Below are 24901 nucleotides of genomic sequence, written 5' to 3'. Positions count from 1 at the left end.
ACACAAATATGGAACAACAACTAACGAGAATTGCTGTCAAAATAGGCAGCAATGTATTGACACGCCGTGATGGCACATTGGACGTAACCCGTATGTCCGCCCTTGTAGACCAAGTGGCAGAACTGCACAAGGCAGGCGTAGAAGTTATCCTCGTTTCTTCCGGAGCCGTAGCATCGGGACGAAGCGAGATACATCCCACCAAAAAGCTGGATAGCGTAGACCAACGCCAGTTATTTTCTGCTGTGGGGCAAGCCAAACTTATCAACCGCTATTACGAACTATTCCGTGAACACGGTATTCCCGTGGGGCAAGTGCTCACCATGAAAGAGAACTTCGCCACCCGCCGCCACTATCTCAATCAGAAGAACTGCATGACCGTAATGTTGGAAAACGGAGTGATTCCTATCGTCAACGAGAACGATACCATTTCCGTCAGCGAACTGATGTTCACCGATAATGACGAGCTTTCCGGACTGATAGCCTCCATGATGGATGTGCAAGCCTTGATAATCCTCAGCAATATCGACGGTATCTACAACGGCTCGCCGGCTGACCCTTCATCAGAAGTCATTCGGGAGATAGAGCATGGTAAAGACCTGTCCTCATACATACAGACTTCCAAATCCAGTTTCGGGCGCGGCGGTATGCTTACCAAGACCAATATTGCCCGTAAGGTGGCCGATGAAGGAATTACAGTTATCATCGCCAACGGCAAACGTGACAATATCCTTGTCAATATCCTGAGAAATGAGGAATCAAGAATGAAAGATGAAGAACCTTCATCAGATATGACAGCACAGCACAATTCTTCATCCTTCGTTCCTCATTCCTCATTGAAATACACCCGCTTCATTCCCTCTCCCCAGCCTGTGTCCAGTGTAAAAAAGTGGATAGCTCACAGCGAGGGTTTTGCCAAAGGAGAGTTGCACATCAACGATTGCGCCACACAGGTGCTTACTTCCGACAAGGCTGTCAGTATTCTTCCCATAGGCATCATTGATGTGCGGGGCGAATTTGAAAAGGACGACATTGTGCGTATCATAGACTTTGAAGGGAATCCGGTGGGCGTGGGCAAAGCCAATTGCAGTTCGGAGCAAGCTCGCGAGGCTATGGGAAAACATGGTAAGAAGCCTGTGGTGCATTATGACTATCTTTATATAGAATAACTTATAATAAATAATTAAAACATTCTCTCGTGATCTTTATGGTCTAAAAAGTTCAATTGATATATACCACAAGATTCAATACCACCATAGTGAGTTTTTAGTACTCATAAACTTAATACTCACTAAGTTTGATATTTGACTAATAATCCTTAAAGCTCTTTAGCATGAATATTATAATCATTTCATTCTAAAAGGCAAAGTTCGTCATATATCTCCCTAAAAATAGTGTCTGTCTCACATTCAAGACAAGAAAATCTCTATAACTTACCTCTTGCTCCATATTATTCAGCTTGAAATAACATAGCTACAAGGAAAATAAATGTATTTCCTTATGAATATATTTATACATACTTTCAAAATACTGAGTGAATTATCAGATTATAATTCTACATAAGTAGACCATCCTAATAGATGATGTGGTCAAAATATAATATGAAAGAATACCCATTATGTACCAGTAATCTTGAGTTTGTCTAACCGGATTTCACATACACGGAACATATCCATAATAAAAGGAGGTGTGGTAGAGAAAGAATAACTGTTACTTTACACAGAAATTAAACTCTGGCTGTATACAAGTTATGTAGAGTATAATTTGAATAGTATTCAAATTAGTATATGAGAAAACATAAGAATAGGAATTTACTCCCAATGAAGAGCGAAAGATATGGATATTTCCGAGCTTAGTACTACAATAGGGCCTTTATCAGTGATATGAAAAAATACCATAGTATCAAAAAAATGATTCAGTGCTATTAATCCGGTTTTGAGGGTGCGGTGTTCCTTATGACTGATGGGCTCACATTTTTAGAATAGCCCACAAAAATAATCATATAATAATTGAGTTTACATAATGGAGGTGGTCAAGATATTTTCAGCCAAAGCACACTACATCAATATTTTGTACTACAAAGTATCCTATATATTAAAAACACTAGCATTAAATATATCCAAATAATCTTTTTATTATAGCTACCTAATAATAACATAACTTATTCATTAAAGCAATATATTCGCAATTAAACAATAAAAAGCCGCTTTTTATCGCATATAGACAAACAAAAACAGCATACATTTACACCAAATAAATAAAAAGCGAATAATGCCTAATACTAATATTATGATTAAAGTCTTATTATTATCTGATTTTACTAGTGCTTACAGCCGATTATTATTAAAAGGTTTCCTAAATTATTCTATGGAAGTAGGTAATTGGCGTTTCTATCGTATACCTCTGACTCGAGAAGACCTAAAAGATGAGAAAGCTATAGAAACAGTGATCGAAATAGCGCAACGTTGGGGAGCAAATGCTATTTTAGGACAATTATCTGAAAATAATGCAATACGTTTACGCGAGATTGGCATTCCAATTATTTTACAGAACTATACCAATCGAGTAAAAGGAATATCCAACATTACTGGTGATTACTACAGTACAGGTGAGATTGCTGCTAGTTATTTTCTACGAAAGGGATTCACTAATTTCGCTTTTTATGGCACTAGTGCTACAATTTGGTCACGTGAACGTGAAGATGGATTCCGTACAAAACTTGCTGCAGTAGGACAAAAAGTATACACTTACAACGAAGAAAAAAATATACGATACGGTTCAACCGCCAATTTGCAAGCCCTACAAACCTGGTTACAACAATTGCCCCGTCCAACTGCCTTATTCGCTTGTGATGACATATTCGCACTTCGAATAACTGAGGTCTGTGGTATTTGTGGCATTCAAGTTCCACATGAACTTGCAGTTTTAGGAGTAGATAATGACGAAATTTTATGTAACATGTCTGACCCTCCCCTATCTTCTATTGTATTGGATGTAAAAAATGGGGGGTATCAAGCGGCCAAACAATTACATGCTATTATTAAAGATAATTCTTTACCACAGTTCAACATCATCATTAATCCAATACGTATTGAACGACGGAAATCTACAGAAGGATATTCCGTTAATGATAAGTTAGTAGTTAATGTACTAAAACTCATCGAGAATGAGAAAAACGGGCTTATCAATATCAAAGAAATTTTAAATCGCTTATATGTGTCCCGACGTGTTCTAGAGAAACATTTCCGAAAGGAGATTGGTATCTCTATCTATCAATATATTTTAGAAGTTCGCACTTCTTGTTTCGCTGAAAAATTATTAACATCTGATCAACCGATTATGGATATTGCTTTTGAATTAGGCTATGAAGATTATATTAATTTGAATAAATCATTCAAACGAATTTATAAAATGACACCAACGCAATATAGAAATTATTATAAATATGGAAAAATAAATTTGAGTATTAACCTTAATAAAAACGAGAAACAATGAGAATCTGTATTCATTCATCAGGAAACAGTACTTTCTTACGACGAGGTATTTTCCTTACTGTATGTATGTGTTGTAATCTTATTATGTTTGCCCAAAACAGTTTCACTGTAAACGGCAAGGTAATCGGGATTGACAAAGAACCAATCATCGGTGCTACTGTACAAGATCCAAACAGTAAAACCGGTGTAATTACTGATGTAGACGGTAAGTTTACCATTAAAGTAACTTCCAGAGATGCTGTACTACAAATTGATTACATAGGAATGAAAAGTGAAACTGTTCTTCTAAATGGACGTACAGAATTAACAATTACTCTACAAGAAGTAACAGAACTATTAGACGAAGTTGTAGTCGTAGGATATGGTGTACAAAAGAAAAAACTAATTACAGGAGCTACTGTACAGGTCAAAGGTGATAATATCGCTAAATTAAACACTGTAAATGTATTAGGAGCATTACAAAGCCAGACTCCAGGCGTTAATATTACTCAAAGTTCCGGAATGCCGGGTGAAGGCTTCAAAGTTACAATCCGTGGCCTCGGTACTACCGGTTCAGCAACCCCCTTATACATTATTGATGGCGTAGCCGGTGGAGATATAAACAGTCTTAATCCCTCCGATATAGAGTCCATTGATGTACTAAAAGATGCAGCTTCCGCAGCAATCTATGGTTCACGAGCAGCAAATGGTGTAATTCTAGTTACAACCAAGCAAGGACGTATAGGTAAGCCTGAAATCTCATACGACGGTTACTATGGAGTACAAAATGTATATCGAATGCCCGATATATTAAATGCACAAGAATATGCGATGATTATGAGTGAAGCCCGAATGATGGATGGCTTACCCGATTATGATTATGAAACATTAGTACCTAACTGGAAAACCATCAAGAATGGTACATGGAAAGGGACTAATTGGTTAGAAGAGGCAAGAAACGAGAATGCCCCTATCCAAAATCATGCTTTGAATATTACAGGTGGTACAGAACAGTCTGTTTATTCTATAGGTTTAGCTTATACCTCACAAGAAGGAACGATAGGAAAACCTGTTGAGCCTCAATATAAACGTTATACTGCACGTATCAATTCAGAACACACGCTGTATAAAAAGGGTAAATTAGATATAATAAAAATAGGTGAGAACCTATCTTATTCTTATAGTGAGAAAAACGGTATTGCTATTGGTGACACATGGAGCAATGATATACGAGATATGCTAAATGCCAGCCCTTTTCTGCCTAATAAAGACGAAAATGGGGATTATCATTATGCTATACCCTGGGAGGGACGCGAAGCAAATCCTATAGGAAAAATGGATTATGTTAATGGTAATAACCTATCCAAGTCTCATACTCTCCAAGGAAATATTTTTGCAACCATTCAACCTATATCAGGTTTAAAAATACGTAGTAGTTTCGGATACACATTCAGTGCCAATAATTATAGACGCTTCGTGCCAGCTTATCGATTAGCAAGTAATGTTTTTGAAGATAGTAATACTGTCTCCCAGGAAATGTCTATGGGTGGCAACCTAATGTGGGAAAATACACTTACTTACGATTTCAAAATCAAACAAAATTCAATCAATGTTTTAGTAGGACAATCTATAGAGAAACACGGATTAGGCGACAGTATGAATGGAAGTAATATAAACTCTATTTTCGATGACTTCAAACATGCTTATCTCAATAATACGACTTTAATTACAAATAGAACAACTTTAGGAGGAAGTCCTTGGGAAGAAAATAAATTAGCCTCATTTTTTGGACGTGTAAATTATGACTACGCAAACAAGTATATGGCAACCGTTGTAATGCGTATGGATGGTTCTTCCAATTTTGCACGGGGACACAGGTGGGGCTACTTTCCTTCTGTATCAGCTGGTTGGGTCATTTCCGAAGAGAGTTTCATGGCACCGAGTAAAAAATGGCTGGATTTTCTTAAGATTCGTGCAAGTTGGGGACAAAATGGTAATCAGAATATAGACCCGTTCCAATATTTAGCCACAATTCGTTTTAAAGATGCCGACTACAGCTTCGGACCTGACAAATCTATCTTGTCTTCCGGTTCTTACCCGGATATTTTACCCAACGAAGAGGTTACTTGGGAGACATCAGAACAAATCGACTTAGGCTTCGATGCATATTTATTTAATAACAGACTCGGAATCAATTTCGACTATTATATTAAAAACACGAAAGACTGGTTAGTCGAAGCACCAGTACTTGATATCTATGGAACCCAGGCTCCCTTTATTAACGGTGGAGACGTTCAAAACAAAGGATTCGAATTCTCATTTAATTGGAACGATAATATCGGTGACTTTCAATATGGAGCAACAATAAACATTGCCCACAATAAAAACGAAGTTACGCGCATAGCTAACTCAGAAAGAATTATTCATGGAGACCCGGATATTTTAAGTAATCTGACAACAGAAGTTTACCGGGCACAAGTTGGCTATCCAATCGGCTATTTTTATGGCTACTCAACAGCCGGTATCTTTCAAACTGAAGAAGAAATCGCCAACTATCAAGGAGCAAAACTTGAAGGAACACAACCTGGAGATGTCATTTGGGTAGACCGTAATGGAAACGGCGTGATTGACGAAAACGACCAAGGCATGATAGGTAACCCTCATCCTGATGTAAACTTAGGATTAAGTTTGAATGTTTCTTATAAAGGATTTGACATAAACATGGCAATGACGGGAACATTTGGCAATCAAATAATGAAATCTTACCGCTCATATGTAGATTTGACACGCCAGAATTATACATCCGATATTTTTGGACGTTGGTACGGAGAAGGAACATCCAATAAACTGCCACGGCTAACATCTGGTACACACACTAATTGGCAATACAATTCCGATTTGTATATGGAAAATGGAGATTATTTACGCATGCAAAATATCACCATAGGATATGATTTCAAGAAACTGTTCAGATCTTTACCATTAAAGCAACTTCGCCTCTATATAACGGCCCAAAATTTATTCACCATTACCGGCTATTCCGGTATGGATCCTGAAATCGGTTACGGAGGGCATCACAACTGGGCTTCCGGTATTGACTTAGGATTCTATCCCAGTCCAAGAACTTATATGGTAGGCGCAAATATAAAATTCTAAATAAAAAATATTATGAAAAAGATATTAATATACTTCCTGGTATTATTGACATTCTCCAATTGTGAGGACTTTCTTGATACAGAGAACCTTGTCAAAAAAGACAATTCCAATTTCCCTCAAACCGCTGCAGATGCGGAAATTGCATTAACAGGAGCCTATGCCTCGCTACGCGAAATGACTCCCGGCTCGGACAGGCAAAACTTTTTCATCGCTTCAGAAGTTCTCTCTGATAATTGCTTTGGTGGAGGCGGTCCTGATAACAGGCGAAAACACGCAATGGATAGGCTCAAGAAGGTCGATGAGAATACATTTGCTGATATTTGGAAACAAAACTATCGTGGCATTTATCGTTGTAACATGTTACTAGGTTCATTGGATAATGTATCTTGGGAAAATGAAGAAACTCGGAACAAGATAGAAGGAGAAACTTATTTTTTAAGAGCATATTTCTACTTCGATTTATGTAGAATGTTCGGGACTGTTCCTCTCATAACAGCTCCAACTACAGAAAATCTCCCACGTGCCACAGCTGCGGAGTTATATGGGCAAATGGCCAGTGATTTAAAAAAAGCAATTGATTTGTTACCCGCTAATAAATATAACCCAGCTAATAATTCCGAACTCGGAAGAGCAACCAAATGGGCTGCAGAAGCATTATTGGCACGTGTATTCCTATTTTATACCGGATACTATCAGCAAACAAACATCCCCATGGATGAAAATAACAGTTTGACAAAAGATGAAGTTGTTACAATTCTAAATGATTGTATAAATAATAGTGGGCACGACCTTGTCGGTGACTTCCGTAATTTGTGGCCTTATAGTAACGAATACACTAAAAAAGACTACAAATACGCACAAGATAACAATCTGAGTTGGGTAGGTGAAGACGGGAATAATATTGAAACAGTATTCGCCATAAAGTTCTCTTCGAAAGGTACATGGGATAATCCGTGGTACAGCAATGAAACATGTTTACATTTTTCGCCGCGTACTCCGGAAAGTTTAGATGATATATTTCCTTTTGGAACAGGTTGGGGCGTAGCTCCTGTTAATACTAAATTATGGGATGAATGGCCGGCCAATGACATCCGACGTGAAGGCTCCATCTTAAGCGTAGAGAAAGAACTTCCGAGCTATGTATGGGGATGCGATAAGCAAATGAATGAAACTGGATATTGGCAGAAAAAATATATGGCAATCAACGCTTACAATGATGCAGGAGAAAGTGTTAATTATAGCTGTATATTGTATCCTGATATCGACTCGGACTACCAGCTAAATAACACACAAGACATTGTTATCATTCGTTTTGCTGACGTACTTTTAATGGCTGCAGAGTTAAGCCAAGATGCAACACCGTTAAACAGAGTACGGGCAAGAGTCGGCCTTCCTGCAATTAGCTACTCTGAACAGGCATTACGGGACGAACGACGTTGGGAGTTCGCTTTCGAAGCATTACGTTACTGGGATTTACTACGTTGGGGAATTGCAGGAGATGCCTTGAGTAAACAAAATGGTGTTAAGGTCTTGGATAATATGGTTGAAACAGTCATGAATATGGGAGACCTTGCACAACGGATTCAAGAGACCAAAGGATTGATGCCCATTCCACAAACACAGATTGACTTATCAGCCGGATTATTAGAGCAAAATCCTGGTTGGGGAAACGAAAGTAACTTAAATTAAAAAATAAATAAATATGAAAAATATATGTTCTATACTCCTTTTACTCATGGCATTTTGTAGCTGTGAACCTTTAGTTGATAATAAATCATTAGGAGAAATCGTATCAGAAGATGATTTAGTTTTGGATGTACATAACACAACCGAAGGTGGCAATGAAATCATAATGACTAATAATACACCAGGAGTAGGCAGTTACTGGAATTATATAACAGGAGTAGCCGCTCAGAAATCAGTAACTGTAACTCTACCGTTTATGGGAGAACAAGAGATAACTTTTACCGGTTTTTGTAAGGGAGGTACGGTAACGACCACCCGAAAAGTTATTATCGATAAGATAGACCACCCTATAACGCAAGAATGGAGCTTATTTGCCGGCAATGAAATATCAGGCAAAAGCTGGGTTTGGAATTTGGAAGACTATAATGGCATAGTTTATGGAACAGGAGGCTGGTTAACAGAATTTGCTCCTTCGTGGGATGTTTGTGAACCCGAAAATTTAGAAGATGCAAATTGTGAATTAGTATTCGACTTAAATGGCGGTCCTAATCTTTCTAAGAAAGATGCCAATGGGAATATCATAGAAAAAGGCACTTTTGCTTTTGATATGTCAGTCATTAAGCAAAATCCCGACCACGGAACCCAATGGTCTATCGGGCAACTTACGATTAGTGGCGTTTCTGTTTTGAGTGGACATGCATATTATGATGAAACTAACATAATCACAACTTTTGAAATTCTTGAATTAACAGAAAATAGAATGGTATTATGTTGGAATCCTGCAGATGCGGAAGCATGGTCCGATGCCACATTCTGGTGTTTTAGAAAAAAGTAAATAAAACATAAATCACAGAAACAAATGAATATAGGAATAGATTTAGGTGGAACCAATATAAGACTTGGTGTCATAGAAAATGCCAGTATTCTTAAAAAAGAATGTATTTCATGTCCATCCTACGAAAATGACGAAGAAGTCCTGAGTCAATTAAAAACATTAATTAAAAACAATATCAACAAAGAGATAAAAGGAATAGGTATCGGAGTACCTTCTGTCGTAGATGTTAAAAAAGGAATAGTATATAATGTTACCAATATTCCTTCATGGAAAGAAATTCATTTAAAAGATGAGTTGGAAAGTTCCTTTTCTATTCCTGTATTCATAAACAATGACTCCAACTGTTTTGCTTTAGGAGAAAATCTTTTCGGTAAAGGTATAAACTTTCAGAATATTGTCGGAGTAACAATTGGTACAGGGCTTGGAGCCGGTATTATCATCCATAAAAAGTTATATGCCGGACGAAATGCCGGAGCAGGTGAAATCGGCTCTCTCCCTTATCTAAAATATGACTTTGAGCATTATTGCAGTAGTCACTTTTTTAAAACGTATTATGAGATGACTGCTCAAGAAGCAGCTCAAAAAGCAACATTAGGAGAAACAGGCATACAAACTGTTTGGAATGAATTTGGACGCCATATCGGAGAAATGATAAAAGCAATTTTATATATTTATGACCCTGATGCTATCATTATAGGAGGAGGAATATCATCTGCATTTAATCTCTTCGAACAATCCATGTGGAAGTGTATGCAAAGTTTTCCTTATAAAGAGACACTTAAAAATATAAGGATATTAACATCGGAGCACAAAGACATAGCCTTATTGGGAGCTTCAGCTTTAGTGAAAAACAATTCGTTATAAATCAAAATTATCACCATGAAAAAACTTATAACCATAATTTGCCAGATTTGCTGTTTCGTCTGTGTAGTACAACCGGCCATTTCAGGCAATAAAAATACCCAAATACAAATAAAGCCTGATATATTATTAACCGATAATTGGAAAATACAATCTTCCCAACAAATAAATGCTTCAGGAAAAGAAGTTTCATCTCCTCAATTTACCACCGATGATTGGTATCCTACAACTCTTCCTGCAACAGTTATGGGAGTTTTAAGCCAATATGATAAATACAAGGATATTTTCATAGGTACGAATTATAAAAATATCGACAAAAGTCCTTTTGAACAATCATGGTGGTATCGCAAAGAATTTGTACTTCCTCCTTTAGAGCCCAACCAGCATGCAACTTTAAGTTTCGACGGTATTAGTTATTCTGCGAACATATGGTTGAACGGTACGCAAATAGCCAATCGGAACTCTATCCGGGGGGCATTTCGACAATTCCAAATAGATATCACTCCATTTGTTAAAGAAAAAAACATATTGGCTGTAGAAGTATTTAAAGCTCAGCCCGGAGAACCTAATATCGGATTTGTCGATTGGAACCCACGTCCTGCCGATGAAAATATGGGAATCTTCCGTGAAGTCCATATTGCATTAAACAATGAAGTTTCAATAAACTACACAGCTATACGTTCAAAGGTCAACCTTAAAACCTTAGATGAGGCATGGTTAACTGTAGAAACCGAATTGACCAATTATTCAGACAAACAAGTAACAGGAGTATTAACCGGAAAATTAGAAGGTAAAACCTTTAACATTCCTATCACCTTACAGCCTAAAGAAAAACGTATCGAGAAGATATCTCCATCTAAAACAGACATTCTTCACCTAAAAAATCCGAGATTATGGTGGTGCCATAACATGGGGAAGCCCGAGATGTACCAAATGGAGCTATCATTTCTTATAAATAATAAAACATCTGATAAAGAAAACATTCATTTTGGAATACGTGACATTCAAGACTATTTTACTGAAGAAGGACACAGAGGTTTCTTTCTCAATGGGAAAAAAGTACTTGTTAGAAGTGCAGGCTGGACCGATGATATATTTTTGCGTAATTCACCCAAGCGCAACGAAACAGAACTTAAATATGTTCGCGATATGAACCTGAATTCTATCCGTCTGGAAAACTTTTGGGGCACTTCACAAAACTTATACAATCTGTGCGACAAATACGGCTTGTTAGTTTTAGTAGGTTGGAGTTGCCATTGGGAGTGGGAACATTATTTAGGAAGTCCCTGTGATGAATTCGGTGGCATCAAATCCGAAACGGATATGGAACTTATCGCAACCTCATTAAAAGACCAAGTCCTTTGGCTACGCAATCATCCAAGTATTATTGCATGGTTTTTAGGAAGCGACATGCTGCCAAGACCTGAACTTGAAAAAAAATACATAGCAATATTGTCACAAATAGACAACCGCCCCTATATATGTGCCGCAAAAGAGTTAACAAGTAATGTTACAGGCGCAACGGGTATGAAAATGGCAGGGCCATACGACTATGTTTCACCTAACTATTGGTACTCACCCAAAGCTCCGGGAGGTGCATTCGGGTTCAACACAGAAACAGGAATCGGAGCACAATTACCCGTAATAGAATCCATAAAGAAAATGATTCCTGCCAATCAACTTTGGCCGATAAATAAGACATGGGACTATCATTGTACAACAGCAACAGAAGCAATGAACACGCTGTATGTATTAAGAAACAGCATTACCGCACGATATGGCACCCCTGACAACCTGGATGATTTCTTAAAAAAGGCCGACTTATTGAACTACGAAGGTACACGTGCTATGTTCGAAGCATTTCGTGTAAACATTCCTAAAGCAACAGGTATTGTACAATGGATGTTGAATTCGGCATGGCCGTCTTTCTACTGGCAACTATATGATTACTATCTGATTCCTACAGCCGCATATTACTCTGTAAAAAAAGCGAATATGCCACAACAATTAATTTATGACTACATACAAAATAAAGTTTATGCAGTCAATGAAGGAGCAGATACTTGTAACATACAGGCAAGTATGTCTTTGTACGGTATTGACAACCGTCTACAAAATCAACAAACAAAATCTTTGGTTATTGCCCCATACAATGTGGTCGAAGTTTTTAAGCTTCCTGCATTATCTCAAAATTCATTCTTATTTTTAAATACAAAAGATACCCAAAAAGAGTATAAAGCAGATAATTTTTATTATCTTGCAACACAACCCGACCAGCCCGATTGGGATAAAACGACATGGATAAGAACACCGCTAAAGCAAACCGCAGATTTTACCCAATTATCAACAATGGCAAAAAGCAACTGTAAAATCAATGCCCAATTTGTCCCCCAGGGTAAAGACAAAGTATTGCAGATTACTTTGGAGAATACCCCCCAAGCATTGGCATTTTTCATCCGTCTCAGCTTAAAAGATGAACAAGAGGAATTAATATCGCCTATTTTCTGGGAAGACAACTACTTAACATTAGCTCCTGGAGAAAAACGGACGATACAATGTCTTATTCCTAAGTCGACTGTACTTTCCCAAAACATAACCCTTGTTATGTCTGGTTGGAATGTACCTCAACAACAAGTAACTATTACACAAAGTCAAAAATGAATATGGCACAAACGTCGAACCACAGATTGCTGGCTCTTGATGTAATAAGAGGAATTACTATTGCTGGCATGATTATGGTAAATAATCCGGGCTCTTGGCAATACATTTATTCTCCTTTGCAACACAGCCAATGGAACGGATTGACACCAACCGATTTAGTATATCCTTTTTTTATGTTCATTATGGGTGTTGCAATACATTTTTCCATGCAAAAATTTAATAGAATAGATAAACGGGTAACATTCAAAATCATTCGTCGTACAGTAGCACTTTTTGCAGTGGGCATCTCATTAGAATGCTTTTCCAATTTATGCAATGGAATATTCTCATGGGAAAACTTACGGATATTAGGAGTAATGCAACGTCTGGCGCTGGCTTACTGTGGAGGTGCTTTTTTAACTATATTGTTACCTAAGAAATATTATCTCGGTACGGCAGGGATTTTGCTATTAATCTATATTATTCTATTACAATATTTCAATGGATATGTACATTCTGCAGATAACTTGATATCTGTTATAGATATCAAGTTATTGGGAGCAAACCATTTAACCCAGGAAGTTGCAAAAGGCGGAAATTTCCCTTTCGAACCAGAAGGATTGCTCAGTACCATACCCTGCTGGGCGCATGTATTATTGGGTACATATGTAGGATATCTTATCACAAGTACTTCCGATAACAAGGAGAAAATCCGGAAAATTGTTCTATTCGGTATTATCACATTATTTATGGGCTTTTTGCTGCAATACCTAGACCCTATCAACAAAAAGTTATGGACTACATCTTACACATTGGTTACTTGTGGTGCTGCATCTTTATTTTTAGTGTTGTTAATTGAAGTAATAGACATTCGCCAACAAAAGAAATGGACCCGCTTTTTCGAAGCATTTGGAGTTAATCCCTTATTCATGTATTGCTTAGCATGGATTGTCAGTGTACTATTCAACCTGTCCTTCATCCCTTATGAAGGACAAACCCTTAGCATTAAAGCTTTAGTCTATCAGCAAGTACTACAACCGGTATTAGACGAAAAAGCAAGTTCCCTACTATATGCTTTATTATATATAGGTCTTATTTGGATACCAGGCTATTTATTATATCGCAGACGCATTTATATAAAATTGTAAAAAGATATGTTGAAAGATAACTCTAAATCTCCAGTAGTGCCCCACCTGCTACCTATGATTATGCTGGGCATACTGTTTTTCATTTTCGGATTGGTATCATGGGTTAACTCCATTCTGATACCCTACTTTAAAGTGGCATGCGAGCTGACCCACACACAATCTTATTTCGTAGCATTGGCTTTTTATATTGCTTATCTGGTAATGTCCATTCCGGCAGCCAAACTGATAGGGCATATTGGCTCTAAAAAAGGGATTATTACCGGACTGTGGTTAATGGCCGTAGGAACCCTGCTTTTTGTTCCTGCCGCCTACACCAGGGCTTATCCGATTTTCTTAACAGGACTATTTACCATAGGAACAGGACTATCCATTTTACAAACGGTTGCCAACCCTTACGTTACAATTTTAGGTCCTATCGAGTCGGCAGCACGACGCATTAGTATCATGGGATTATGTAATAAAGTGGCAGGTATCCTTGCACCATTATTATTTGCTGCTATTATCCTGAGAAACTCCGATACGATATTGTTTGAGACATTGAAATCGGGTAATTTATCTGTAATAGACAAAGAGCCTTTACTGAACGAACTGATACAACGCGTTATCACCCCCTACACAGTTCTTTCCGTATTTCTTTTCCTTTTCGGTTGCCTTGTACATTTCATCCGGTTACCAGAATTAGGGAATGAAAAAGAAGAAAAAGGAAGTATTCCCAGCGAGAACGGTCATAGAAGCATCGGCTCTTTTCCTTACCTGGTACTCGGAGTGTTTGCCATCTTTTTCCACGTCGCGGCACAAGTCATTTCTATCGACACGATTATCAGTTATGCCGAAAGCATGGGATTTAATCTGCACGAAGCTAAAATATTTCCTAGCTTAACCCTGACATGCGCTTTACTCGGTTATTTCCTGGGCATTTTGTTAATACCTCGTTTTGCCAGTCAGCAACAGCTATTCCGTCTTTGTACGATAGGGGGACTTATTTTATCACTCTGCGTTTTATTTATTCCAGGAAGCATCGAAATTTACGGCCACGATACTTCGCTCTCTATCCTATGCCTAAGTTTAATGGGAGTATGCAATGCACTTATTTATGCCGGTATCTGGCCACTCGCTATCCACGATTTGGGCAAATGGACTAATTTAGGTTCGTCGTTCATGGTAATGGCTTTGTGCGGTAACGCATTCATGCCAGTCATCTATGGCTTGATAGCCGATAACTATGGATTACGTATCGGGTATGTAGTACTCATACCATGTTTTCTTTACTTGATATTTTACGCTTTTTACGGATATAAACTCAATCATTGGTCTGAATTATGGAAACTGAAAAAAGACAAATAACGAAAATCTATAACGGTCATATTCTGACATCAGGTAAAGATTTAGGCATCGGTTCCGTTATCATCGCCGACGGAAAAATCATTGGTGTAGAAAGTGGGGACTACGAAGTAGCAAACTGCATCTGCTATGATGCCCACGGTAGTTATATCGCACCGGGATTTATAGACATTCATACCCATGGAGCCGGTAACTCCGATTTTATGGACTGTACGGAAGAAGATTGCCTCAACATAGCCCGCACACACCTTTGCCATGGCACAACCCTGCTGTTTCCGACCACATTGGCTTCGGACAATCAAGAACTATTGCGTTTTCTCGACGTTTACGACAAAGTAAAAACACAACATCAAGGAGCGGCATTCGGAGGCTTGCATCTGGAAGGTCCCTACTTTGCACATGCTTTCCGCGGAGCGCAAGATGCCCGTTACCTGCGTAACCCTATCCCCAGCGAATACTTGGCAATATTAGAAAGAAGCCAGGACATCGTTCGTTGGAGCATTGCTCCCGAACTTCCGGGTGCACTTGAATTCGGGGATTTACTTTGTCAACGAGGTATTCTTCCTTCTATTGCCCATACAGATGCAATTTATGAAGACATTGTCGAAGCCGTGAAACACGGATTTACGCACATCACCCATTTCTATTCCTGTATGAATGGCATTACCCGTAGAAATGCATTCCGTTATGCCGGCTGTATAGAAGCAGGTTACCTGTTGGACAACATAACCATTGAGCTCATTGCCGACGGAATCCATGTTCCTGCACCGCTAATGAAACTTGCCGTAAAAAACAAAGGTGCAGAAAAGGTAGCACTTATTACAGACTCTATGCGCGGAGCCGGTATGCCCGAAGGGGAGAGCATCCTGGGAGGCCGTGAAAAAGGGCAAAAGGTCATTATCGAAGACGGTGTTGCCAAATTGCCCGACCGTCAAGCTTTTGCCGGTAGTGTGGCAACGGCTGACCGCCTGGTACGTAATATGCACCGAATGGGAGAACGCCCTTTGGCCGAAGCAGTCCGTATGATGACGCAGACACCTGCTGAAATCATGGGTATCCAAAACCGCAAAGGGCAAATAGCACGGGGCTATGATGCCGACATCGTTATTTTTGATAAAGAAGTACAAATTCAACAAGTATTTATTAACGGAGAAAAACTAATATAATGACGACAACCATGAACATTCAAGAAATCAAAACAGAAACTTTGCTCACCCGGATATACCCCGACAGAGAAATGTTGGGTGAAGAAGCCGCTCGCCTGGCGGCCGTTAAAGTAAATAAGCTACTGAACCAAAAAGAAGAAATCAATATTCTGTTTGCAGCCGCACCCTCTCAAAACGAGTTCCTTGCTGCTCTACAAAACCAAGACATTCCCTGGAAGCGCATCAATGCACTGCACATGGACGAATATATCGGATTAGCCCAGGACGCTCCTCAACGTTTCGGCAATTTTCTGAAAGAACGCATTTTCGACATTGTTCCTTTCAAATCGATTCATTATTTGTATAGAAAAAACGAAATACCCCAATCCATTTGCCAACGATATGAAAAAGTTCTAAACCAGTATCCTATCGACATTGTATTCATGGGAATCGGCGAAAACGGCCATATAGCTTTCAATGACCCGCATGTTGCATTGTTCAACGACCCACAGTCTGTAAAAACCGTATTCCTGGACGAAATATGCCGGATGCAGCAGGTACACGACGGCTGTTTCCGCAGTTTAAGTGAAGTCCCCCAACAAGCCGTTACCGTTACTATCCCTACTATCATGAAAGCCCAATGCTTATTATGCATGGTTCCCGGAGTTCAAAAGGCTCATGCCGTAAAAGAAACATTATATGGTCCTATCAGTACCCAATGCCCTGCTTCCATTTTGCGTACGCATCCACAAGCTACCCTCTTTTGCGACAAAGACAGCGCATCTTTATTACCCTTAAAAACAAACCTGTTATGAAAACAAGACTCCATAAAATATTCATACTCTATTTCCTCTTGTGCATCAGTTTTCCCTTGTATGCCAATCCGGCAGAAAAACCATTTGCCGTAAGAGCCTTTCATTTGGATTTCCGTACACAAGTCATGTCCGTTTCTGCCATTAAAAAATTGGCATATGACCTTTCCCAAAAAGGAATCAACACATTGATTTTAGAGTACGAAGCATCCTTTCCTTTTCAAAAGCATGCCACACTCCGTAACAAACAAGCATTTACACAAGCAGAGGTCAAAGACATAGTTGGTTATTGCAACTCTTTAGGTATTGATGTCATCCCCCTGCAAAATTGTTTCGGACATTGCGAATATATTCTCAGGCACGAACGCTATGCACTATTACGCGAAGATTCCAAAGAGGTATCACAAGTGTGCCCACTCAAAATTGAAGATGCCAAAGCTATATTCAGAGAAATATTCCAGGAAGTGGCAGCGCTGCATCCCTCTCCTTATTTCCATATAGGAGCAGATGAAACCTACCTGTTGGGGAGCTGCCGGCAATGCTCCAAAGTAGACAAGTCGCGTTTATTCGTAAACTATGTAAAAGCCATGTCCGACCTTGTCCGGGAAATGGGGAAACAGCCTGTTATTTGGGCAGACATCATTTTAAAACATCCCGAAGCCATACAGGAACTTCCTAAAGATATTATCTACGTAGATTGGAATTACGGTTGGGAACCCGACTATTTCGGCAAGCTGGACAACCTGATTAACTTAGGTGTAAAAATGTGGGGTGCTCCTTCTTTACGCTCTCATCCGGACAACATCTATTTAACACAATGGATGAAACATTTCGAGAACCTGGCAACATTCCTGCCTTTCGCCCGTCAACAAGGTTACGAAGGCATCATACAAACATCCTGGTCTACCAGCGGAACGTATGGATTCCATTATGATACAAACTGGGAAATTACCGAAATGCAACCTATCCGGCAAGTGTACCCAATGTCGGGTTTTCAGATACTGATTGACGCTTTCTGCCAAGCAGCCGATAGCCCTGAGCCGATTCATCCGGAAACGTTCATTAAAAACTATGCACAAGAACGCTACGGGCTTTCGGCAAAAGAAGCATCTATTTTTCTCCATTACTTCCAAATGCCTCAAGAAACCATTCAACAGGGCAAGGATACAAAAGGACAACCTATTGCTACCCTTATAGAGGAGTGTGAAAAGCTGAAAAAGGATTTCAGCCGATTAGCCCCCCGTACGCATACGGAAGAATTCGAGCATTACTGCTTGATGCTGGATTTACGCATAAACTACCTGCAATTCAAAGAAGTAGAGGCAGCCTACGAATCAAACAATTATGAAATTAGCCAATCCGGAAACTTGGCAGAGCGTTTGAAAGTAATTATAGCCGACGCAAAAAAATTAAACCAACGCTTTACTACTATCAACCGGAACTATTTGAAACCCTGCCAGGCAGAAGAAATCATTTTCTCAAAAGATGAAAAAATGCAGGGTCTCTACGAGACATTGCAACAACAATACAAACATCTTAAAGAATATTCTGAACACAATTAATCAACCTATACGTAAAACATTACATAATCAAAGCCATGAACAAACTATTAGTACCGCTTATGGCATGTGCTTTTACAGCATGTAGCCACAACGAGCAACCAGCTTCTTATTCCGTAATCCCCTTGCCACAGGAGATAAATACGACACAAGAAAGCGGATTTAAATTAAACAACAGTACACGCATCGTCTATCCGGAAGGGAACGGACTATTACAACGTAACGCACAATTCCTGTCCGAGTACATCCGGCAGGCTACAGGATATGCCCCCAAAATAGAAGCAATCCCTCAAGGAGAAAGTGTCAAACGAGCTATCTCCCTGACATTAGATGCCGATATCCCCAATAAAGAAGGATATGTAATGACGACTACCGCCGATAACATCATTTTAAAGGGACAAACGGAAAAGGGGGTATTCTATGGCATACAGACCTTACGTAAATCCATTCCGGCAAAGGCCACCGGCGCCGACATTCTGTTTCCGGCAGGAGAAATCAAGGATGAGCCTCGCTTCGGTTACCGTGCTATGCACTTTGACATCTGCCGCCACTTCTATCCTATCAAAGTTGTCAAAGAATACATAGATTTGTTGGCACTACACAACATGAACACCCTGCACTGGCACCTAACCGACGACCAGGGTTGGAGAATTGAAATCAAACGATACCCCAAACTTATCAAAATCGGTTCCATGCGTAACCGTACGGTTATCGGCCATAACACTCCCGAATACGACAGCATCCCCCACGGCGGCTTCTATACCCAAGAGGAAGCCCGTGAAATCGTGAAATACGCCCAAGAACGTTATATCACCGTTATTCCGGAAGTCGACATGCCTGGACATATGTTAGCAGCCCTTGCAGCCTATCCCGAATTAGGGTGTACCGGCGGTCCATACGAAGTATGTCCCAACTGGGGAATATTCGAAGATGTACTCTGCCTCGGAAACGACAAGACTCTAAAATTTCTGGAAGATGTCATGAGTGAAATCATCGACATATTCCCTTCCGAATACATACACATCGGTGGAGACGAAGTACCACGCACCCGTTGGGAGAAGTGCCCGAAATGCCAGGCACGCATCAAAGCAGAAGGGTTGAAAGACGATGGAAAACACTCTGCCGAAGACCGTCTGCAAAGCTACTGCATGACACGCATCGAGAAATTCCTCAACAGCAAAGGGCGCAAAGTCATTGGCTGGGATGAAATTCTGGAAGGCGACATCACCCCGACTGCCACCGTTATGTCCTGGAGGGGCAGTGCCGGTGGTATCAAAGCCGCCCAACTGGGACACAACGTAATTATGGTTCCCAACGACTTCTGTTACTTCGATTACTACCAAGCAAAAGATACCAAGAATGAACCCTATATGGCTATCGGCGGTTATGTACCGGTTGAAAAAGTTTATAGTCTGGAACCGACCAACGGCCTTAAAGAAGAACAAAAGAAATACATCGTCGGTGTGCAAGCTAATTTATGGACAGAATACATTACTTCTGTCGACCAGATAGAATACATGCTTCTACCGCGCATGGCAGCATTATCGGAAGTACAATGGATGCAACCTGCCCAGAAAAACTATGAAAACTTCCTGCAACGCCTGGACAATCTTGCAAAACTCTACCAAAGAGAGGGATTGAACTATGCCAAACACGTTTTCACTTCACAACCTGTAGAAAGCTGTGAAACACCTAAAGAGGAATAGCCTGCCCGAATAAAATTCTAAATGAAAACACCTTTCCGTAAGTCATTGGAGCAATGCCTGCGGAAAGGTGTTTTTCATTCAAGATATCAACTCTGTCATATAAGGTTTACATTTATATGATATTACATTTAATGTACTACTTATCGATATAATCACTACATTTGCAGAAGTATCAATTAATAAATCACAAAAAATGGATTTAAAAAAGACTTTTTCCGCCGTACAGTATGCCAGTCGCAAGCTATTGGCGCTGAACGACGAAAAGATTAACCAGATATTGCTGGCCGTTGCAGATGCAGCTGAGGAAAGAACAGAGTTTATTCTCGCCGAGAACCGGAAAGACCTGGAACGTATGGATATTCCCAATCCGAAGTACGACCGCTTGAAGCTGACGGCAGAGCGCTTGAAAGGCATTGCAGACGACATCCGCAAGGTTGCCAAACTACCCTCACCGATAGGACGCGTACAAAAACAGGGAGTGATGCCCAACGGACTGAAAATAAAACGTATAAGTGTACCTTTCGGAGTAATCGGAATCATCTACGAAGCACGTCCTAACGTCAGTTTCGATGTATTTTCACTCTGTTTCAAGAGTGGTAATGCCTGCATACTGAAAGGCGGAAGTGATGCGAACTATTCCAACCTCGCCATTATCAGCGTGATACACGATGTGCTGAAACGATTTGAAGTAGACCTGCACATCGTGGAACTGTTACCCGCCGACCGTGAAGCTACTGCGGAATTACTGCATGCCAACGGTTATGTAGATTTGATTATCCCTCGCGGCAGCAGCAATCTTATCAACTTTGTCCGCCAAAATGCGACTATCCCGGTCATAGAAACCGGTGCAGGTATATGCCACACCTTCTTCGACCGCTACGGGGATGTAAAGAAAGGGGCAGCTATCGTCAACAACGCCAAGACACGCCGCGTTAGCGTGTGCAATGCTTTGGACTGTCTGCTCGTAGACGGTGACCGCATGAAAGACCTATCTGCGCTCTGTGCGCCGTTGCAGGAAAGCAACGTAATTATCTACGCAGACCCGTTTGCATATGCCTCTTTGCAAGGCCACTATCCAGCCGAACTGCTGAAAGAAGCCACTGAAGAGGACTTCGGTACAGAATTTCTGGACTATAAGATGGCCGTGAAAATAGTTGAAGGCATAGACAGCGCCATAGCGCATATACAACAGTATGGTTCCAAGCACAGCGAGTGTATCGTAACCGAAGATAAGGGACATGCCGACTGGTTCTGCCGCGAAGTGGATGCCGCTTGCGTCTATGTCAATGCTCCTACTTCCTTTACAGACGGCGCACAGTTCGGATTGGGTGCGGAGATTGGTATCAGTACACAGAAGCTGCATGCACGCGGCCCTATGGCTTTAGAAGAAATCACCACCTACAAGTGGATTATTGAAGGAGAAGGACAGGTAAGAAAGTAATAACGATTAATCACTAAAAAAAGTATGAAGAACTTTACTTGCGTGCAGGACATCGGTAATCTGAAAACTGCACTGGACGAAGCATTCGAAATCAAAAAAGACCGTTTCAAATATGTAGAACTGGGACGTAACAAGACACTGATGATGATATTCTTCAACTCAAGTCTGCGTACCCGCCTCAGTACTCAAAAAGCCGCCCTGAATCTGGGCATGAATGTCATTGTACTGGACATCAACCAAGGAGCATGGAAACTGGAAACCGAACGCGGCGTCATCATGGACGGCGACAAACCGGAACATCTACTGGAGGCCATCCCCGTAATGGGCTGCTACTGCGATGTTATCGGCGTGCGTTCTTTCGCCCGCTTTGAAGACCGCGAATACGATTATAACGAAGTTATACTGAATCAGTTTATCAAATACTCCGGTCGTCCGGTATTCTCTATGGAAGCCGCCACACGCCACCCGTTGCAAAGTTTTGCAGACCTTATTTCCATTGAGGAATATAAGAAAACGGCACGTCCCAAAGTTGTTATGACATGGGCTCCGCATCCTCGTCCGTTGCCGCAAGCCGTTCCCAACTCCTTTGCAGAATGGATGAATGCCACGGACTACGATTTTGTCATTACTCATCCCGAAGGTTATGAACTCGATCCGAAATTCGTGGGTAACGCTCGCGTGGAATATGACCAGATGAAGGCCTTTGAAGGTGCAGATTTCGTATATGCCAAGAACTGGGCTGCCTATACCGGCGACAACTACGGACAAATACTGAGTAAAGACCGTGACTGGACCGTAAGCGACCGCCAAATGGCCGTAACCAACAACGCTTATTTCATGCATTGTCTGCCGGTACGCCGTAATATGATTGTAACGGATGATGTGATTGAAAGTCCTCAATCTATTGTGATACCGGAAGCGGCCAACCGTGAGATTTCTGCAACAGTCGTGTTGAAACGTCTGATAGAAGGTTTATAAATAGTACTTTCCCGTAGTCGTAATCTCCGTATCTCTTATGGATGATACGCTTATATACGATACAAAATCTTATTATGGCTTATGTTTTTCTTCGTCCCGCAATTGTGGGATGAAGAAAAACATAAGCCATAAGTGTAACGGTATTTTGAATGCACCAAAAGTACAAAATCAAAAATAGAGGGATAAACTATTTCTCCGTTTCTTTCCCGGCCTCTTTCCAACCGATAAAGCCCTTGTCAAGGTCATAAACCTTATAGCCTTTCCGGCTCAAGATAGTAGCGGCTTTCTTACTGCGCTTTCCGCTGCGGCAATAAAGAGCTATCGGTTTATCCTTTTGAAGTGTAGAGTCTGCTATAACAGCAAACTGTTCGTCCAACACATTGATATTGATACTGCCCGGAATATGTTCTTCCGAATATTCGGCAACCGTGCGTACATCCAATCGCTGGATATCGGGATCAGCTATCAATGTTGCAAACTCATCCGTCGAAACGGATTCGAAATCCTCTCCTTTCTGCTGACAGGAAACAAGAGTGGAAAAGAACAGGCAAATACCTGCAAAAAACGCTTTCATAAGTTTACTCATTTTAGTCGGAATTGAAAATGTAATCAAAGTTATAACTTTTTTGTTTATGATGCCGGATATCGCGGAAAATATCTGCATAGTCTTCACTATACAACAAAAAAGAGGATGCTCGCTTAACCGGCATCCTCTTTCCTTTTGTTACCTCTACCACAGAGGCTCACTAACCATTATTATAAACAAATGCACACAATTAGAATTGGAACATCAAACGAGCTTGAAGCACGTGGAAATTCTTGTCATATTGGAATTTATCACGGTCAAGACGATTGTATGTGTAGCTCAACATCACTTGGGCAAACTTATTGAAAGAGTAGTTTACACCCAGAGTAGCGGAATGCATATTACCGCCGCCTACACTTAATGAAGTAGAAGGATAGTCTGCCAACAGTCCGTTAGGGTAGTATTGGTCACGTCCGGGAACATACTTTTCACCTTCAACGATATCATTTAATCCGGTATAGCTGTAACGTGCAACCACTTCAAGCGCTCTGCCATTCAAACCTTTCAACAAAGCATCAGAATTGCTGTACTGATACGGATCACCGAAGATTTTATAACCGGCTTCAATATAGGCGCCATGGAAAGAGTTCTCGCCGAGCGGATTACCTTTTTGCCATGATTCAAGTGTTCCCCAAGAATCGATAGAGCCCAAATTAGCCTCAAACAATGCCTGGTCGTCACGGTCTTTAGTAACATGCTTGTACATATACTCACCACGAGTAAAGAAATTATCTGTTTTGTATAAAAACTCAGCACCCACATCAAATACGTTTTTCGCCCACGGCAGTTGGGCTGACAAGAAGTCCTGAGTGGCGTCTACATAAGTTTCCAATGAAGAACCGATGTTCAACTCTGTTTTCAATACGTTATTTTCTACTGTACCGGTAGCAATATTGGCATAGCGGAAAGCAGCTCCTACGTGGAATGTTCTGTCCTCGTTATTGATAGGACGCCATACCCAACGGCCACCGAATGACATACCTTGATAGCCTGCAGGCTGGTCATTGTATTTATTTTCCGCAAATACACCTTGATTGGCAAAGAAATGATCATTGTAGAAAATATAGCTCAACCCCAACTCACGGGATGGCGAGAAAGCGTTGGCGGCAGCCGAACGGGAAATGAAGTGCAAACTTCCGCGACTGGTATTGTTTGCCATTGATGCCGGATTGTTGTAGTAACCGGCTTTAAAGCGATGAGTGCCCTTTGCACCTTCCAACGAGTATTGCAGGAAAATATTCTTCTGTGAGAATTTACCCTTGGAAAAATCAAAATCCGCATAGAAGTACCAGTCTTCATAACTCATTGAGGTACGAATGCGTGCATCGGTAATAGCAGCTCCCGATTTCACCGGAGTGAAGTCCGAGTGATAGTATGCACCGTCCATCATAAAACGTGCACCAATCGTAAAGTTCAAGTTTTCCTTGGCGTTGCTAACATTAACAACCGGCTTATTATCAAAGTCCTGAGCTTGGATTACCGATCCTGACAGTGACAATGCAGCCAATACCGGCATTAAAATATACTTTTTCATATA

At 40.5% G+C, this 24901-nt stretch carries 17 protein-coding genes; 15 read left to right on the top strand and 2 right to left on the bottom strand.

Annotation, left to right across the window (positions count from 1 at the left end):
- Positions 1-8: 8 nt before the first annotated feature.
- From proB to BHV73_RS00205, 15 genes are all read left to right on the top strand, one after another.
- Entirely contained in the window at positions 9-1166 is a 1158-nt protein-coding gene (gene proB, locus BHV73_RS00275) for a glutamate 5-kinase (RefSeq protein WP_118047785.1), read from the top strand.
- Between the two features lie 1120 nt (positions 1167-2286).
- A complete protein-coding gene (locus BHV73_RS00270) occupies positions 2287-3492 on the top strand; it encodes a DNA-binding transcriptional regulator (RefSeq protein ID WP_087413290.1) in 1206 nt (401 codons plus the stop codon).
- Positions 3489-6626 carry a SusC/RagA family TonB-linked outer membrane protein gene (locus tag BHV73_RS00265; protein ID WP_087413263.1) on the top strand — a complete coding sequence of 1046 codons (3138 nt, stop codon included), beginning with the start codon at positions 3489-3491 and terminating at the stop codon, positions 6624-6626. Before BHV73_RS00270 ends, BHV73_RS00265 begins: the two co-directional genes overlap by 4 nt.
- A 12-nt stretch (positions 6627-6638) precedes the next feature.
- Positions 6639-8315, top strand: a complete 1677-nt coding sequence (locus BHV73_RS00260; RefSeq protein WP_087413264.1) for a RagB/SusD family nutrient uptake outer membrane protein — start codon at positions 6639-6641, stop codon at positions 8313-8315.
- Positions 8316-8328: 13 nt separating this feature from the next.
- On the top strand, positions 8329-9147 hold the full coding sequence (locus BHV73_RS00255; protein ID WP_087413265.1) for a hypothetical protein: 819 nt from the start codon (positions 8329-8331) through the stop codon (positions 9145-9147).
- A gap of 24 nt (positions 9148-9171) precedes the next feature.
- Entirely contained in the window at positions 9172-10011 is an 840-nt protein-coding gene (locus BHV73_RS00250) for an ROK family protein (protein WP_087413266.1), read from the top strand.
- Positions 10012-10026: 15 nt separating this feature from the next.
- On the top strand, positions 10027-12669 hold the full coding sequence (locus BHV73_RS00245) for a glycoside hydrolase family 2 protein (RefSeq protein WP_241148719.1): 2643 nt from the start codon (positions 10027-10029) through the stop codon (positions 12667-12669).
- Between the two features lie 2 nt (positions 12670-12671).
- Positions 12672-13796 (top strand): acyltransferase family protein, encoded by a 1125-nt coding sequence (locus tag BHV73_RS00240; protein WP_162609577.1) that lies wholly within the window; start codon positions 12672-12674, stop codon positions 13794-13796.
- Positions 13797-13802: 6 nt separating this feature from the next.
- Complete coding sequence (locus BHV73_RS00235; RefSeq protein ID WP_087413268.1) at positions 13803-15140, top strand: sugar MFS transporter; 1338 nt, start codon at positions 13803-13805, stop codon at positions 15138-15140.
- Positions 15116-16303 (top strand): N-acetylglucosamine-6-phosphate deacetylase, encoded by a 1188-nt coding sequence (nagA, locus tag BHV73_RS00230; RefSeq protein WP_087413269.1) that lies wholly within the window; start codon positions 15116-15118, stop codon positions 16301-16303. The genes BHV73_RS00235 and nagA overlap by 25 nt, the downstream gene beginning before the upstream one ends.
- 11 nt (positions 16304-16314) lie before the next feature.
- On the top strand, positions 16315-17097 hold the full coding sequence (locus BHV73_RS00225; protein WP_087413292.1) for a glucosamine-6-phosphate deaminase: 783 nt from the start codon (positions 16315-16317) through the stop codon (positions 17095-17097).
- Positions 17094-18656 (top strand): family 20 glycosylhydrolase, encoded by a 1563-nt coding sequence (locus BHV73_RS00220; protein WP_087413270.1) that lies wholly within the window; start codon positions 17094-17096, stop codon positions 18654-18656. The genes BHV73_RS00225 and BHV73_RS00220 overlap by 4 nt, the downstream gene beginning before the upstream one ends.
- A gap of 35 nt (positions 18657-18691) precedes the next feature.
- Positions 18692-20359, top strand: a complete 1668-nt coding sequence (locus BHV73_RS00215; RefSeq protein ID WP_241148720.1) for a beta-N-acetylhexosaminidase — start codon at positions 18692-18694, stop codon at positions 20357-20359.
- Between the two features lie 193 nt (positions 20360-20552).
- Entirely contained in the window at positions 20553-21800 is a 1248-nt protein-coding gene (locus BHV73_RS00210) for a glutamate-5-semialdehyde dehydrogenase (protein WP_087413271.1), read from the top strand.
- 24 nt (positions 21801-21824) lie between these two features.
- Positions 21825-22778 (top strand): Rossmann-fold NAD(P)-binding domain-containing protein, encoded by a 954-nt coding sequence (locus BHV73_RS00205; RefSeq protein WP_087413272.1) that lies wholly within the window; start codon positions 21825-21827, stop codon positions 22776-22778.
- 187 nt (positions 22779-22965) lie between these two features.
- On the opposite strand, the gene BHV73_RS00200 is transcribed toward BHV73_RS00205, so the two are convergent.
- Both BHV73_RS00200 and BHV73_RS00195 read right to left on the bottom strand, forming a co-directional pair.
- On the bottom strand, positions 22966-23352 hold the full coding sequence (locus tag BHV73_RS00200) for a rhodanese-like domain-containing protein (RefSeq protein ID WP_174263178.1): 387 nt from the start codon (positions 23350-23352) through the stop codon (positions 22966-22968).
- A gap of 202 nt (positions 23353-23554) precedes the next feature.
- Positions 23555-24898, bottom strand: coding sequence for a porin (locus BHV73_RS00195; protein WP_009121854.1), 1344 nt, complete (start codon positions 24896-24898; stop codon positions 23555-23557).
- Between the last annotated feature and the right edge of the window lie 3 nt (positions 24899-24901).

This window comes from Bacteroides sp. 44_46, assembly GCF_001915465.1.
GTDB lineage: Bacteria > Bacteroidota > Bacteroidia > Bacteroidales > Bacteroidaceae > Bacteroides > Bacteroides clarus.
The sequence above is the reverse complement of the archived record's forward strand: the minus strand, read 5'-3'. Positions and strand labels throughout refer to the sequence as shown.

Excerpts from the sequence above, each read along its gene's own strand:
- BHV73_RS00200 (WP_174263178.1), bottom strand. The coding sequence starts at position 23,352 with ATGAAAGCGTTTTTTGCAGGTATTTGCCTGTTCTTTTCCACTCTTGTT.
- proB (WP_118047785.1), top strand. The coding sequence starts at position 9 with ATGGAACAACAACTAACGAGAATTGCTGTCAAAATAGGCAGCAATGTA.
- BHV73_RS00240 (WP_162609577.1), top strand. The coding sequence starts at position 12,672 with ATGGCACAAACGTCGAACCACAGATTGCTGGCTCTTGATGTAATAAGA.
- BHV73_RS00235 (WP_087413268.1), top strand. The coding sequence starts at position 13,803 with ATGTTGAAAGATAACTCTAAATCTCCAGTAGTGCCCCACCTGCTACCT.
- BHV73_RS00270 (WP_087413290.1), top strand. The coding sequence starts at position 2,287 with ATGATTAAAGTCTTATTATTATCTGATTTTACTAGTGCTTACAGCCGA.
- BHV73_RS00260 (WP_087413264.1), top strand. The coding sequence starts at position 6,639 with ATGAAAAAGATATTAATATACTTCCTGGTATTATTGACATTCTCCAAT.
- BHV73_RS00250 (WP_087413266.1), top strand. The coding sequence starts at position 9,172 with ATGAATATAGGAATAGATTTAGGTGGAACCAATATAAGACTTGGTGTC.
- BHV73_RS00195 (WP_009121854.1), bottom strand. The coding sequence starts at position 24,898 with ATGAAAAAGTATATTTTAATGCCGGTATTGGCTGCATTGTCACTGTCA.
- BHV73_RS00265 (WP_087413263.1), top strand. The coding sequence starts at position 3,489 with ATGAGAATCTGTATTCATTCATCAGGAAACAGTACTTTCTTACGACGA.
- BHV73_RS00220 (WP_087413270.1), top strand. The coding sequence starts at position 17,094 with ATGAAAACAAGACTCCATAAAATATTCATACTCTATTTCCTCTTGTGC.
- BHV73_RS00225 (WP_087413292.1), top strand. The coding sequence starts at position 16,315 with ATGAACATTCAAGAAATCAAAACAGAAACTTTGCTCACCCGGATATAC.
- BHV73_RS00205 (WP_087413272.1), top strand. The coding sequence starts at position 21,825 with ATGAAGAACTTTACTTGCGTGCAGGACATCGGTAATCTGAAAACTGCA.
- BHV73_RS00245 (WP_241148719.1), top strand. The coding sequence starts at position 10,027 with ATGAAAAAACTTATAACCATAATTTGCCAGATTTGCTGTTTCGTCTGT.
- BHV73_RS00215 (WP_241148720.1), top strand. The coding sequence starts at position 18,692 with ATGAACAAACTATTAGTACCGCTTATGGCATGTGCTTTTACAGCATGT.
- BHV73_RS00255 (WP_087413265.1), top strand. The coding sequence starts at position 8,329 with ATGAAAAATATATGTTCTATACTCCTTTTACTCATGGCATTTTGTAGC.
- nagA (WP_087413269.1), top strand. The coding sequence starts at position 15,116 with ATGGAAACTGAAAAAAGACAAATAACGAAAATCTATAACGGTCATATT.
- BHV73_RS00210 (WP_087413271.1), top strand. The coding sequence starts at position 20,553 with ATGGATTTAAAAAAGACTTTTTCCGCCGTACAGTATGCCAGTCGCAAG.